This is a genomic window from Nocardioides salarius (assembly GCF_016907435.1).
Taxonomy (GTDB): Bacteria; Actinomycetota; Actinomycetes; order Propionibacteriales; family Nocardioidaceae; genus Nocardioides; species Nocardioides salarius.
On record NZ_JAFBBZ010000001.1, the window covers coordinates 3,675,697 to 3,687,857 of the forward strand.

The following is a 12,161-nucleotide window of genomic DNA, read 5'->3' on the forward strand; positions in this document are numbered from 1 at the left end:
TCATGGCGTCACCGGGACACCAGGGCGGCCGCCGCGGCGGCCGCGGGCTCGAGGAGGTCGAGCAGCGGACGCGGAGCCAGGCCGATCGCCACCGCCAGGACGAGCAGCACGGCGATCGGCGCCCACTCGCGGGCCCGGAGGTCGGCGAAGCCCTCGGCGAGCCCGCTCACGGGACCGGTGAGCAGCTGCTGGACCGCACGCAGCAGCACCGCCGTCATCAGCAGGATGCCCAGCAGGGCCACCGCGCTCCAGGGCACCACCGCGACGGCGCCGGCGAAGACCTGCAGCTCGGCGACGAAGCCGGAGAGCCCCGGCAGGCCCAGCGAGCCCAGGGCCGCCAGCACCAGGAGGGCGGCGAAGCGGGGGGCGTCCGCGGCGAGCCCGCCGTACGCCGCCAGGTCGTAGCTCTCGCGGCGGGTCCAGAGCACCCCGGCCAGCAGGAACAGCGCGCTGGTCAGCAGGCCGTGGCTGACCATCTGGGTCGCCGCGCCGGTGACCGCGGTGGCCCGGGCCCCGTCGTCGGCCGGGCCGTCTCCCAGCATCCCGGCCGCCCCGACGGCCAGCACGACGTAGCCCATGTGGTTGACCGAGGTGTAGGCGACCATCCGCTTCAGGTCGCTCTGCGCCAGCGCCACCAGCGCGCCCCACAGCACCGAGACGACGCCGACGGCCACGAGCACCGGTGCCCAGGCGCGCCAGGCCTCGGGCAGCATCGGCATCGCGATCCGCACGAACCCGTAGGTGCCGAGCTTGAGCATCACGCCGGCCAGCACGGCCGACCCGATCGCCGGCGCGTCGGTGTGCGCGGGCGGCAGCCAGGTGTGGAACGGCACGGTCGGGGTCTTGACGGCCAGCCCGAGCAGCACCGCGCCGAGCACCAGCACCCCGGTGGCGCCGCTGCCCTGCAGCGGCGGGTCGGCCGACAGCGCAACCATGTCGAAGGTGCGTGGCTCGGAGGCGACGTAGAGGCCGATGAAGCCGAGCAGCAGCGCCAGGGAGCCCAGGAAGGTGTAGAGGAAGAACTGCAGCGCCGAGCGCGCCCGGTCGCCGTGGCCCCAGCCGTGGATGGAGAAGTACATGCCCACGATGGACAGGTCGAAGAAGAGGAAGAAGACGATCAGGTCGGCGGCGGCGAAGACCCCCAGGCAGGTGGTCTCGAGGGCCAGGAACAGGGCGGCCTGCAGGCGGGGGCGCTGCTCGTCGCCGAGCGCGTAGACCGCGCACGCGGCGAACACGACGGTGGTCATCAGGACCAGTGCCAGCGAGAGCCCGTCGAGCCCGACGTGGTAGCTCGCCCCCAGGCCGGGGATCCACTGCACCTGCTGCTCGAAGGCCAGGGCGCCCGGGCCCGGGTCCTCGAACCGGGCCCACAGCACCGCGGCCAGCACCACCTCGAGGGTCGTCACGCCCACGAAGGCCCACCGGGCCCACCGGTCGGGGACGGCCGGGACCAGCAGCGCGGCCGCGGCGAGCAGGGGGAGGAGCACCAGGACGGAGAGCACGCTCTACCTCAGACTTCCGACGAGGACGACCAGGGACACGACGACGAGCACGAGCAGCAGCAGGGCGACCTGCTGCAGGTAGTAGTGGTGCAGCTGGCCGCTCGCCGAGCTGCGGCGCACCGCGCGCCCGCCCCGGACCAGCGCGCCGGCCACGCCGTGGACCGCCCGGTGGGTGCCGGCGTCGGCGCGGTCGGAGCCGTGGGCGGAGGCCAGCCCCGCTGTCCCGACGCCGGTCACGGCGCGGGCCAGCACCCGGTCGTCGGCGCGGGCGGAGACCCCCGCGAGACGCGCCGTCGCCCCCGCGGCACCGGTCACGGCACGGGCGAGCACCCGGTCGTCGACCCGGGCGGCCGCCTCGGCGAGGCGCACGGTCGGTCGCACCACCGTCAGGTGCACCGCGGTCTCCAGGCGCAGCCAGTCGTGCAGCCACGCGCGCAGCGGCCGCAGCGGCGCGGGTGCCTCACGGCCCCGTCCGACCAGCCACGCGGTGGCGCCGGCCACGGCGAGCACGAGCACCGACGAACCGACCAGCTCGGGCCACGTCGGGTCGGCGGGCACCCGGCCGGGGAGCCGCTCGAGCACCGCCGGCAGGGCCAGCACCCCGAGGAGCACCGCCCCGAGTGCGAGCGGGGCCAGCGCCACCGGGATCCGGCGCGGCACCCGCCCCGTCTGCTCGGCCGGTCGGGCAGGGACAGGACGCGCGAGGTGCACCAGCGCGAGCACCGCGTAGCCCGCCGCGAGCGCGGTGGCCACCAGGGCGGCGGCGTACAGAGCAGCCGACTCGGCGTGGGCGGCGGCCAGCACGGCGTCCTTGGTGCCCCACAGCGACAGGGGCGGCAGCCCGGCGAGCGCGAGCAGGGCGGCCACGGCCAGGACACCGAGGGCCGGCCAGCGTCGGGCAGCGCCGGTGAGCACGTCGAGCCGCTTGCTGCCCAGCGCCTCGAGCCAGGCACCGGCCGCCAGGAACAGCAGCGCCTTGACCGCGGCGTGGGCGACCAGGTGGGCGGTGCCGGCCGCGGTCGCACCGACGCCCGCGGCGAGCACGACGAAGCCGAGCTGGGCGCTGGTGGAGGCCGCCAGCAGGAGCTTGAGGTCGGTCTGGGTGAGGGCCACCGCCCCGAGGACCACGGCGGTGGCGGCGCCGAGCCAGGCGGCGGTCGGCGCGGCCCAGCCGGTGGCCTCGAGCAGCGGCGACAGCCGCACCAGCAGGTAGCCGCCGAGGGCCACCATGGCTGCGGAGTGCAGCAGCGCCGAGACGGGGCTCGGCCCGTCCATGGCGCGGGCCAGCCAGAAGGAGAACGGCAGCTGGGCCGCCTTGCCGAGCGCAGCCACCAGCACCCCGCCTGCGGCGACGTCGCGCCAGCCGCCCTCGATGCCGGCCAGCGCGTCGAGCGAGAGGTCGGTGCCGCCGGCCAGGGCGGCCGCCGTCGCCAGGTAGAGACCCAGGTCGGCGGCGCGGGTGGTGAGGAAGGCGGTGGCCCCCGAGGCCACCCGGCCGGGGTCGGCGTAGCGGTAGCCGATCAGTGCGTACGACGCCGCGCCCATCAGCTCCCAGCCCACCAGCAGCCCCGGCAGGCTGGTGGCCAGGACGGTCAGCGCCGCCGCCGCGGTGAAGAGCAGCATCAGCCCGGTGAAGCGCGGCTCCCGGGTCTCGGGCACGCCCCCGGCCACGACCAGCACCAGCGTGGCGACGACCAGGACGGTGGGCAGCAGCACCTCGGCCGGACCACTCGTGGTCAGCCCCCACCGGGATCCGGCGACGAACGGCACCGACACCTCCGCGCCGGCGACGACCGCGGGCACCGATGCCGTCGCCGCGGCGGCGAGGGTGGCCCCTCCGGCGGCCGCCGACCACCGGGACGGGCCGGCCAGCACCAGCACGGCCCCGACGGCCGCGGGCACCGCGACGACGAGGACGAGCAGCAGGTCGGGGGCGCTCACTCGTGCAGCTCCGTGGCCATGTCGGTCATGTCGGAGCCGGCACGCCGGTGCAGCAGGGTGGCGACAGCGAAGCCGGTGGCCATCTCGACGGTCATCGCCGCCAGCACCACCAGCAGCAGGACCTGGCCGGAGGGGTCGGGGGAGAGGAACCACCAGAAGCCGCCGAGCGCGAGGAGCACGCCGGCGATCATCAGCTCCAGGCCCATCATCACCATCACCACGACCTGCTGCGAGAGGGCGCCGTAGAGGCCCACGGCCAGCAGGGCCGAGGCCACGAGCAGGACGGTCTCGAGGGTCATCGGCGCTCCTCGCGGCGGTCGAGGGCGGGCGGGTCGAGGGCGGGCTGGTCGAGGTCGTCGCCCATCCGGTCGTAGCGGGTGCGCGAGGACGACAGCAGCACGCCCACGACGATCGTGGCGACCATGACCGGGCCGACGACCATCATCACCAGCATGTGGCTCTCCATGATGGCGGTGCCCAGCGCCTCGGTGACGTCGGGCGAGGGCGAGCCCCGGCGCTCGGGCCAGGGCACCAGGACCGCGCCGCTGCCCAGGGCCACGAAGGTCGCGACCGCGACCCCGATGGCGGCGCGGTGCGAGTGCACCATGCTCATCGGCATCAGCGCTGGGTTCATCCCCATGAACATGACCATGTAGACGGCCATCACGGCCATCTCCATCACCATCATCAGCACCACGACCACCCCGAGGTAGGACTGCTGCATCAGCAGCAGCGCGCCCCCGGTGGCCACGAACGAGGCCGCCAAGGCGTACGTCGCCCGCGCCATCGAGTCGACCACGAAGACCAGCACGCCCATCGCCACCGCCACCAGCGCGCAGGCCCAGAAGGCGACATCGACCAGACCCATCGTGCTCACCGGGCTCACCGGCCCGCCACGACGACGATGCCGACGACGAGGTCCTGCAGCACCACCAGCGGCAGCAGCACCGTCCACAGCGGCTCCATCAGCCGGTGCACCCGCAGGGCGGGCAGCCGGCCGGCCACCCAGGCCAGCGCCGCGGTGAGCAGCAGCGCCTTGAGGAGCACCCAGACCGCCCCGGGCAGCCACGGTCCCGACGCGCCACCCAGGAAGAGCGGCACCGCCACGGCGGCACCCGCACCGAGCAGGGCGTAGCGCGCCGCGCGCACCACCAGCGCGTCCGGCCCCGACAGCTCGGCCAGCACCCCCTCGGCGCTCTCGCGTCCGGCCGGTGCGACGAGCGGCCCGAGCACCGAGAAGCCGAGCACCCCCAGCAGGTAGGCGACGAAGGCGACCGGCATCCACGCGGCGTACCAGAGCGAGCCCTGGGCGCCGGCGACGACGGCGAGGTCGAGGCTGCCGGCGGCCAGGGCCGGCGCGACCAGCGCGAACATCAGCGGCAGCTCGTAGGCGAGGGCGAGCGCCAGGAAGCGGTAGCCGCCGACGAGGCCGACCACGGAGTTGGCGCCCCAGCCCACCAGCCAGACGAAGGCCCACACGAGGATGTCGAGGGTGTTGGCCCACACCACGCCGAGCGAGCCGGGCAGCAGCGCTGCGTCCTCGAGCGGCACAAGTGCGACCAGCAGCACGGCCACGGGCAGCAGCGACCAGCCGGCGAGGCGCCAGAGCAGCCGGTCGGCCGAGATCGTGTCGCGCCGGCGCTGGCGCAGCAGCCGGGCCGTCTCGCGGGGGGCGTGCAGCACGGCGTCGCCGCCGCTGCGACCGGTCGCGACGGCGTACGACGCGCTGGCCGTCCAGGCGAGCACGAAGGTCAGCAGCAGGACCCCGGCGGCGCCGGTGGTGGCCGCGAGCGCCTCAGTCACGACCGGCTCCTGCGGCTGACGGCTCTAGCAGCGGTGCGTGGGTGGCGACCAGCAGGCGCACGTCGCCCAGGTCATGGCCCTCGAGCAGGGACGCCAGCGCCTCGTCGTCGAGCCGGTGCGTCGAGACGTCGATGCGCTCGTCGAGCAGCCGCCCGAGGACGTCGGTCACGGAGTGCGGCAGCACGTGGTGCTGGGCCAGGCGGGTCAGGTGGGCACGCAGCCGGCGGCCTCCGCCGTCGAGCTCGGGTCCCGGTCGCTGGTCGCGCACCGCCCGCGCACGCGCGGCCCAGACGTCGTCGCCGACCAGGGACAGCACGCGGGCCACGGCGTCCCAGGCCGCGACGGCGGCCGGCACGTGGGTGGGGCTCGCCGGGCGCTGCACCTCGACGTGCGCCACGACGTCGCCGTGCAGCCGGGTGTGCAGCTCGAGACCGCCGGGCCAGTGGTCGAGCAGGGGGCCGAGCGGGTGCACCAGGACGTCCATCTCCAGCCCGTCGCGGTCGTCGTCGCCCTCGGCGAGCGGGATGCCTCCCGGTGCCATCTCCATGTCGCCGTGGTCCATGTCGCCGTGGTCCATGTCGTCCTCGACCCAGGAGCCCGCGGGTTCGCGGTCGCGCTCGCGGGCGTCGAGGCGCTGCTGCGGGTCGTCGCGCAGGGACGCCTGGGCCCTGTCGAGCTCGGCGACGACGTCGTCGGGGCCGGTGGGACAGGCCCGGGTCCGGGGGCCCGGCAGCTGGTCCCAGAGCAGGTCGACGGCGCTGGCCAGCTCTTCGGGCACGCTGCCTGCCAGGAGCAGCACGTCGGCGCTCCCCGGCGCTGTGCCGGGGGGCCAGCCGCGGCGGTCGAGCTCGCGCTCGGCCGCCATCCGTGCCTGCGTGCCGCCCGGCATCTCGATCACGAGCACCCGCGGACGGCTGGTCGCGGCACGTACGAGGAGCTGTCTCAGGCCCAACGGAAGGCCCCCTCGCGGCGTGCCCAGGCAACGGCACTCAGCAGGATCGCCAGGAAGGCGAACATCTCGATGACGGCGCCGGGGCCGAGGTCCTCGACGACGACCGCCCAGGGGTACATGAAGAGCATCTCGACGTCGAAGGCCAGGAAGACGACGCTGGCCGCGTACCAGCGCGGGTGGTAGCGCGACAGCGCGTGCTGCAGCGGCACCCGACCTGAGGTGTGCGGCAGCACCAGCAGCGGCGTGGAGTCCACCGTGAGGACCCGGTGCCACACGAGGAGGGTGAGCAGCACCCCGGCCACCAGTGCCAGCGTGGTGACGAGCTCGAGCACAGTGCCTCCTCTTCCGCATGTCCGTACGATGGTGCGGACAAGCCTAGGAGAGGAGCTACATGAGCGTCCACACCCATCCGGTTGACCGGGCCGCGGTCGCACGGGCCCGTGACCGGCTCCCGTCCGCCGAGGTCGCCTCCGACGTGACCAGCGTGCTCACGCTGATCGCCGACCCGACCCGCATGCGCCTGCTGTTCGCGCTCGACGCCGCCGAGGAGCTGTGCGTGGGCGACCTGGCGCTCGCCCTGGAGGTCAGCGAGGACGCTGCCAGCTATGGCCTGCGGATGCTGCGCACCGCTGGCCTGGTGCGCCGGCGCCGCGAGGGAAGGATGGGGTTCTACCGACTGGCTGACGGGTTCCCAGAGCCGTTGCGCCAGCACTGCCTGCTGCGGCTGGGAGAGATGGGCACGCACTCCGAGGAGGACCTGACGTGATGCCGAGCGAGCTGGTGGTCATTCTTCAGGCCCTGGTGAAGGCACAGGGGACCCCCGGCGTCGAGAGCGGCGGCTGGGGTGTCGCCGACATCCGCTCGTGGTTGGTGACGCTGCTCGTGCTGGGCCTGCTCGCCGTCGTGGCGTGGTGGGCGCGAGGGCGGCGGTGAGCGCCGGCGGGTCGGGTCCGCAGGAGCGGGGGGTCACGCGCCGCGGGGCGCTGCGGATCGGCGGCGTCGGCCTGCTGGCGGCGGGCGCGGGAGCCGCTGGCTGGTGGCGCTTCGGGCCGGAGTCGGCCCTCGAGCCCCGCACCGGTGCGGCACTGGTGGAGCCGGCGGTCGTGAGCAGCGAGTCGGGCCTCCTGGACGTGCGGCTCGTGGCTGGTCGTGGGGAGCGCCTGGTGGCGGGGCGACGGGCCGACGTCCTCGGCTACAACGACGGGCTGCCGGGCCCGACGCTGCGGGTGCGACCGGGCGACACCCTGCGCATCGAGCTGGTGAACCGGCTCGATGCGCCCACCAACCTCCACGTGCACGGGTTGCACGTGTCCCCGGAGGGCAACGGCGACAACGTCTTCGTGGCCGTGCAGCCGGGGGAGTCGTTCGAGTACGAGCACCGGTTGCCCGACGACCACCCGCCGGGGGTGTTCTGGTACCACCCCCACCACCACGGCAACGTGGCCGACCAGGTCTTCGGGGGCCTGTACGGCGCCATCGTGGTCGAGGATCCCCCCGACGCCGCCGGCGGTGCGGAGGTCGAGGTGGCCCGTGAGCGGGTGTTGGTCGTCTCCGACATCAGCCTCGACGAGTCCGGGTCCCTCAAGGGGGCCTCGATGCAGGACCGGATGATGGGTCGCGAGGGCGACCTGGTGCTGGCCAACGGCCAGGTGATGCCCGTCCTCGAGGCGCGTCCTGGCGAGCGGGAGCGGTGGCGGGTGGTCAACGCCTGCGTCTCGCGCTACCTGGAGCTCGACCTCGGCGACCAGCAGCTGGACCTGGTGGCACGCGACCTCGGTCCGCTGACCGAGCCCAGCGCGGGGGAGGCCGTCGTGCTGGCTCCCGGCAACCGGGCCGACATGGTGCTGACGGCGGTCTCCGGCTCCACCACGGTCCGGCTCGTGCCGGTCGACCGGGGTGAGTCGGGGATGGGCGGGATGATGGGCGGCGACGGAGCCGCGTCAGATGCGGTCGACCTGCTGACCTTCGAGGTGGCGGGGACCGTTGTCGGGGGCGGGCGTCCCCTGCCCAGCCCCGTGGCGGCGCGCGACCTGCGCGGCCAGGAGCCCACGCGCCGCCGCGAGCTCGTCCTCGAGACCGGCATGGGGATGGGCGGGATGAGCTTCACCTTCGGAGGGCGCGCGTTCGACCCGGACCGCACCGACCAGGAGGTCGCCCTCGAGGCCGTCGAGGACTGGACGATCCGCAACGACAGCTCGATGGACCATCCGTTCCACCTGCACGTGTGGCCGATGCAGGTGCTCGACGCCGGTGACGGTCCGGTGCAGGACCCGGTGTGGCGCGACGTGGTCAACGTCCCGGCGCGTGGGACGGTGACGGTCCGGGTGGCCTTCGACCTGCCCGGCCGCACCGTCTACCACTGCCACGTCCTCGACCACGAGGACGCCGGCATGATGGGCGTCGTCCGGGTCGGGGGGTGAGCCCGGCGCGAGGGAATCCTCAGGAGCCGGACTGGGCGGCTGCCTCGGCCTTGGCCTTCTCGACGTCGAGGGCGCGCACGGCCCCGATCAGCTCGCCGAGCGCCGGCGCGGGCAGGGCGCCCGGCTGGGCGAAGACGAGGGTGCCGCCCTTGAAGGCCATCAGCGTCGGGATCGAGGTGATGTTGGCCGCGGCGGCCAGGCTCTGCTCGGCCTCGGTGTCGACCTTGGCGAAGACGATGTCGCTGTTCTCCTCCGAGGCCTTCTCGAAGACCGGTGCGAACTGGCGGCACGGGCCGCACCAGGAGGCCCAGAAGTCGACCAGGACGATCTCGTTGTCGCTGATGGTGGTCTCGAACGTGGCGGCGGTCAGGTCGGTGGTGGCCATCGGGTGGTCTCCTGTTCGGTCGGAAGTGGTCATCCCCTAGGGGGGTTACTGGTCCCAACAGGTGTCGCCTGGTCGTTGTTCCCGCCCGCGTCGCGGCGCACCCGGCGCAGCGCCGTGAGCCCGGCCACGACGAGGACCGCGGCAGGCACGACCCACAGGGGGATGGCGGCCGCCCACTCGCCGATCGCCTGCTGGGCGGCGAACTCGAGGTCGACCGTGTCGACGCCCAGCACGCCGGTGATGCCCGCGGTGCCGTCGTAGCGCAGGAACAGGACCCCGATGACGATGAAGAGCACGCCGGCGACCGCGGAGGTGGTGTGCACGCTGACGCGGCCCCACGACAGCGTGCGACCGCGCAGCCACCGCCGGCTGCCCAGGTCGTAGCGGTCCCACAGTGCGGCCAGGACCAGCAGGGGCGCGGCCATGCCCAGCGCGTAGACGGCCAGCAGCACCCCGCCCTGCCAGGGCGAGCCGGAGGTCGCGGCCACCGTCAGGATCGCGCCCAGCACCGGGCCGGAGCAGAAGCCGGCCAGGCCGTACACGGCGCCCAGCACCAGCGTCGACGCCCAGCCGCTGCCGCTGCGCGAGCCCGCCCACGACTGCAGGCGCGCCGAGAACGGCACGGCGAAGCCGCGCCCGAGCAGCTGCAGCACGCCGAGGGTGATGATCGTCCAGCCCGCGACCGCGATCAGGGTGCTGCGGTGGCCGTAGAACAGCTCGGAGGCGAAGCCGGCGCCGGTGCCCAGTGGCACCAGGGTCAGCAGCAGGCCGAGGTAGAAGACCGTCGTGCGGGCCACCAGGGCACGGGCGTCGGCGAAGGCGTAGGCGAAGAACGACGGCAGCAGCAGCGCGCTGCACGGCGAGAGCAGCGCCAGCACGCCGGCGGCGAAGGCCGCGACCACGCCGATCTCGGTCATCGGGAGGCGGTGTCGTCAGCGGCGGCGTCGGCGGCGTCCTCGATGACCTGCTCGAAGGTCGCGGTCGGCTGCGCACCGATCACCGGCTGGCCGTTGATGATGAACGCCGGGGTGCCGGTGACCCCGATCTGCTGGCCCTCGGTGAAGTCCGCCGCCATCGCCTGCTGCGCCTGGGGGCTGGCCATGTCGCGGCGGAAGTCGGCGACGTCGAGCCCGATCTCCTCGGCGATGGCGTCGAGGTACTCCTGGTCGATCGCGCCGCTGTTGGGGCTGGGCTGGTCGGCGTACATCGCGTCGTGGAACTCCCAGAACCTGCCCTGCGCAGCAGCGGCACGTCCGGCCAGGGCGGCGGTGGCCGACTCCTGGCCCAGGTAGGGGAAGTCGCGCCACTCGATGCGCAGGGTGCCGTCCTCCACGTACTGCTCCACCAGCTCCGGCTCGGTGTCCCGGGCGAACTTCCCGCAGAAGGGGCACTGGAACTCGGAGTAGCTGACCATCACGACGGGGGCGTCCACGTCGCCGAGGGCCATCGGGTCGCCCTTCTCCCGGCGCGGCAGCTGGGCGAGCGGGTCGTCATCCGGCGCCACCTGGGGCGAGGTGTCGGTGACCTCGGCGCGGGCGCCGGCGTCGGGCTGGGAGTCGTCCGAGCCGCCGGTGCCGACGAGCACGCCGACCAGGGCGACGGCGGCGATGCCGGCCACGGCGAGCGGGACGACGGGGGAGGTGCGCTTGCGGGTCACGAGGGATCACTCCGGACGGTGGAGGCGGGCACGTTCGTGGGGGTGGCGCAGCTGCTCTCGCCGGCCAGGCGGCGCTGCAACGCCCAGGCCAGCAGGGCGACGGCGACGAGCTGGAGGAGGGGCTGGACGGGCTCGAACCAGGTCATCGCGCCGGCGCTGCCGAGGGCGAGGAGCACGAGCTTGTTGCAGACCGGGCAGCCGACGGCGAAGAAGGTGAGCGTGCCGCCGATCCAGCCGCCCCGCCCGGCGGGGTCGGGCCCCTGCTGCTCCGGTGCGGCGACGTACGTCGCCACCAGCAGGCCGGCCAGCAGCGAGGAGACGACCAGCGACGGCCAGGCCCACCAGGTCGGGGGCACCTCGCGGCCGAAGATCGGGGTGTCGACCAGGTCGGTGGGTACGGCCACGACCAGCGCGAACGCCAGGCTCGCCACGACGGCGGCGCCCCAGCGGCGCGGCGTCCAGGCGGTCATGCGCCGACCTCGACGGGGTGCCCGTGGGTGCGCCACTCGAGCATCCCGTCCTCGAGGCGGCGGGCATCGATGCCGGCGGCGGCCAGGATGCGCACCGCGTCGTGGGCCATCACGCAGAACGCGCCGCGGCAGTAGGCGATGACCGGGCCACGGGCGCGCAGGTCGTCGACCGCGGTGGCCAGCTCCTCCAGCGGCACGCTGCGGGCCCCCGGCACGTGCCCGGCGAGGAACTCCTCGACGGGGCGCACGTCGATGACGTCGGCGCTGCCCTCGTCGAGGGCCGCCGCGAGGTCGTCGCGGGTCACCAGGCCGACCTCGCCGGAGCCGGGCACGTCGAGGTAGGCCGCCAGGGCGCGCTCCACGTCGGCCGAGCGGTGCCGGCCCACGGTGCGCAGGGCGTCGTACAGAGCCGCGACGTCGTCACCGGCGAGGCGGTAGTGCACGCGCGTGCCCTCGCGCCGGGTGCTGACCAGGTTGGCCAGCTTGAGCACCTGCAGGTGGGCCGAGACCGTGGTGACGCCCATGCCCGCGGCGCGGGCCAGCGCGTCGACGGTGCGTTCGCCCTGGGCCAGCAGGTCGACCAGCTCGAGGCGGCGCGGGCTGGCGAAGGCCTTGCCGACCACCCCGAGCTCGTCGAAGAGGGAGCTGCGTCGCTCGTCGTCCATCCATTCCTCCAATGATCTTTGGAAGACCGTACCCGAGGCGTGGGGACGCGCAAGGGCCGGCGGGAGGTGTCCCTCCCGCCGGCCCTCCGGTCACGTGCGGTGGTGCGTCAGCGGCCCAGCAGGCGGCTGAACCAGCCGCCCTGGGAGCCGGCGCCCTTGGCTGCCTCCCGCGCCTCGCGGAGCTCGGCCTGGGAGTGCCCGGGGCACCACTGGCCGGCGGGGACGCTCGCCTTGACCTGGGCGACGTGGTTGCCGCAGCCGGCCCAGGTGGTCTTCTGGCAGGTCTTGCAGGTGGTGGGGCGGCACATGGTGCCTCTCCTTCCCGCGGCCTCGGCCGCAGTCGTCGTTCAGTCGTGGATCAGTCGT

At 74.4% G+C, this 12,161-nt stretch carries 16 protein-coding genes; 3 read left to right on the forward strand and 13 right to left on the reverse strand.

The genetic code is table 11. From position 1 onward, the window contains the following. Window positions 1-8: 8 nt before the first annotated feature. From JOE61_RS17605 to JOE61_RS21840, 7 genes are read right to left on the reverse strand one after another with little or no spacing between them, the layout of a single operon-like run. On the reverse strand, window positions 9-1,502 hold the full coding sequence (locus JOE61_RS17605) for a complex I subunit 4 family protein (protein WP_193667619.1): 1,494 nt from the start codon (window positions 1,500-1,502) through the stop codon (window positions 9-11). Window positions 1,503-1,505: 3 nt separating this feature from the next. Further along, window positions 1,506-3,443 (reverse strand): proton-conducting transporter transmembrane domain-containing protein, encoded by a 1,938-nt coding sequence (locus tag JOE61_RS17610; protein ID WP_193667618.1) that lies wholly within the window; start codon window positions 3,441-3,443, stop codon window positions 1,506-1,508. Continuing rightward, window positions 3,440-3,742 (reverse strand): NADH-quinone oxidoreductase subunit NuoK, encoded by a 303-nt coding sequence (locus tag JOE61_RS17615; protein WP_193667617.1) that lies wholly within the window; start codon window positions 3,740-3,742, stop codon window positions 3,440-3,442. Before JOE61_RS17615 ends, JOE61_RS17610 begins: the two co-directional genes overlap by 4 nt. After that, a complete protein-coding gene (locus JOE61_RS17620) occupies window positions 3,739-4,311 on the reverse strand; it encodes an NADH-quinone oxidoreductase subunit J (RefSeq protein WP_193667713.1) in 573 nt (190 codons plus the stop codon). Before JOE61_RS17620 ends, JOE61_RS17615 begins: the two co-directional genes overlap by 4 nt. A 14-nt stretch (window positions 4,312-4,325) precedes the next feature. Further along, entirely contained in the window at window positions 4,326-5,246 is a 921-nt protein-coding gene (locus JOE61_RS17625) for an NADH-quinone oxidoreductase subunit H (RefSeq protein ID WP_193667616.1), read from the reverse strand. Further along, the gene (locus JOE61_RS17630; RefSeq protein WP_193667615.1) at window positions 5,239-6,150 is read right to left on the reverse strand and encodes a hypothetical protein; all 912 of its coding nucleotides are present in this window, start codon (window positions 6,148-6,150) and stop codon (window positions 5,239-5,241) included. The genes JOE61_RS17625 and JOE61_RS17630 overlap by 8 nt, the downstream gene beginning before the upstream one ends. Window positions 6,151-6,188: 38 nt before the next feature. After that, window positions 6,189-6,530, reverse strand: a complete 342-nt coding sequence (locus JOE61_RS21840) for an NADH-quinone oxidoreductase subunit A (protein WP_204797296.1) — start codon at window positions 6,528-6,530, stop codon at window positions 6,189-6,191. Between the two features lie 59 nt (window positions 6,531-6,589). Between JOE61_RS21840 and JOE61_RS17640 the strand changes: the two genes are divergently transcribed. Genes JOE61_RS17640 through JOE61_RS17650 form a run of 3 tightly spaced genes read left to right on the forward strand, consistent with a single transcriptional unit; the run spans window position 6,590 to window position 8,618 of the window. Then, complete coding sequence (locus JOE61_RS17640) at window positions 6,590-6,964, forward strand: ArsR/SmtB family transcription factor (RefSeq protein ID WP_193667614.1); 375 nt, start codon at window positions 6,590-6,592, stop codon at window positions 6,962-6,964. Further along, the gene (locus JOE61_RS17645) at window positions 6,964-7,131 is read left to right on the forward strand and encodes a hypothetical protein (protein WP_193667613.1); all 168 of its coding nucleotides are present in this window, start codon (window positions 6,964-6,966) and stop codon (window positions 7,129-7,131) included. Before JOE61_RS17640 ends, JOE61_RS17645 begins: the two co-directional genes overlap by 1 nt. Continuing rightward, window positions 7,128-8,618, forward strand: coding sequence for a multicopper oxidase family protein (locus JOE61_RS17650; protein WP_193667612.1), 1,491 nt, complete (start codon window positions 7,128-7,130; stop codon window positions 8,616-8,618). The genes JOE61_RS17645 and JOE61_RS17650 overlap by 4 nt, the downstream gene beginning before the upstream one ends. A 19-nt stretch (window positions 8,619-8,637) precedes the next feature. Here JOE61_RS17650 and trxA read toward each other — a convergent pair whose 3' ends face one another. From trxA to JOE61_RS17680, 6 genes are all read right to left on the reverse strand, one after another. After that, complete coding sequence (gene trxA, locus JOE61_RS17655) at window positions 8,638-9,003, reverse strand: thioredoxin (protein WP_193667611.1); 366 nt, start codon at window positions 9,001-9,003, stop codon at window positions 8,638-8,640. Window positions 9,004-9,032: 29 nt separating this feature from the next. Next, the gene (locus JOE61_RS17660) at window positions 9,033-9,920 is read right to left on the reverse strand and encodes a cytochrome c biogenesis CcdA family protein (protein WP_193667610.1); all 888 of its coding nucleotides are present in this window, start codon (window positions 9,918-9,920) and stop codon (window positions 9,033-9,035) included. Then, a complete protein-coding gene (locus JOE61_RS17665) occupies window positions 9,917-10,660 on the reverse strand; it encodes a DsbA family protein (RefSeq protein WP_193667609.1) in 744 nt (247 codons plus the stop codon). The genes JOE61_RS17660 and JOE61_RS17665 overlap by 4 nt, the downstream gene beginning before the upstream one ends. After that, the gene (locus JOE61_RS17670; protein ID WP_193667608.1) at window positions 10,657-11,130 is read right to left on the reverse strand and encodes a hypothetical protein; all 474 of its coding nucleotides are present in this window, start codon (window positions 11,128-11,130) and stop codon (window positions 10,657-10,659) included. Before JOE61_RS17670 ends, JOE61_RS17665 begins: the two co-directional genes overlap by 4 nt. Next, the gene (locus tag JOE61_RS17675; RefSeq protein ID WP_193667607.1) at window positions 11,127-11,795 is read right to left on the reverse strand and encodes an ArsR/SmtB family transcription factor; all 669 of its coding nucleotides are present in this window, start codon (window positions 11,793-11,795) and stop codon (window positions 11,127-11,129) included. Before JOE61_RS17675 ends, JOE61_RS17670 begins: the two co-directional genes overlap by 4 nt. A 107-nt stretch (window positions 11,796-11,902) precedes the next feature. Then, the gene (locus JOE61_RS17680) at window positions 11,903-12,103 is read right to left on the reverse strand and encodes a DUF8730 family Cys-rich protein (RefSeq protein WP_193667606.1); all 201 of its coding nucleotides are present in this window, start codon (window positions 12,101-12,103) and stop codon (window positions 11,903-11,905) included. Window positions 12,104-12,161 lie beyond the last annotated feature (58 nt).

What these genes read in the sequence shown, in the direction of transcription:
- JOE61_RS17615 (WP_193667617.1), bottom strand. Translation starts at nt 3,742, where the DNA reads ATGACCCTCGAGACCGTCCTGCTCGTGGCCTCGGCCCTGCTGGCCGTG.
- JOE61_RS17620 (WP_193667713.1), bottom strand. Translation starts at nt 4,311, where the DNA reads ATGGGTCTGGTCGATGTCGCCTTCTGGGCCTGCGCGCTGGTGGCGGTG.
- JOE61_RS17640 (WP_193667614.1), top strand. Translation starts at nt 6,590, where the DNA reads ATGAGCGTCCACACCCATCCGGTTGACCGGGCCGCGGTCGCACGGGCC.
- JOE61_RS17645 (WP_193667613.1), top strand. Translation starts at nt 6,964, where the DNA reads ATGCCGAGCGAGCTGGTGGTCATTCTTCAGGCCCTGGTGAAGGCACAG.
- trxA (WP_193667611.1), bottom strand. Translation starts at nt 9,003, where the DNA reads ATGGCCACCACCGACCTGACCGCCGCCACGTTCGAGACCACCATCAGC.
- JOE61_RS17660 (WP_193667610.1), bottom strand. Translation starts at nt 9,920, where the DNA reads ATGACCGAGATCGGCGTGGTCGCGGCCTTCGCCGCCGGCGTGCTGGCG.
- JOE61_RS17670 (WP_193667608.1), bottom strand. Translation starts at nt 11,130, where the DNA reads ATGACCGCCTGGACGCCGCGCCGCTGGGGCGCCGCCGTCGTGGCGAGC.
- JOE61_RS17675 (WP_193667607.1), bottom strand. Translation starts at nt 11,795, where the DNA reads ATGGACGACGAGCGACGCAGCTCCCTCTTCGACGAGCTCGGGGTGGTC.
- JOE61_RS17680 (WP_193667606.1), bottom strand. Translation starts at nt 12,103, where the DNA reads ATGTGCCGCCCCACCACCTGCAAGACCTGCCAGAAGACCACCTGGGCC.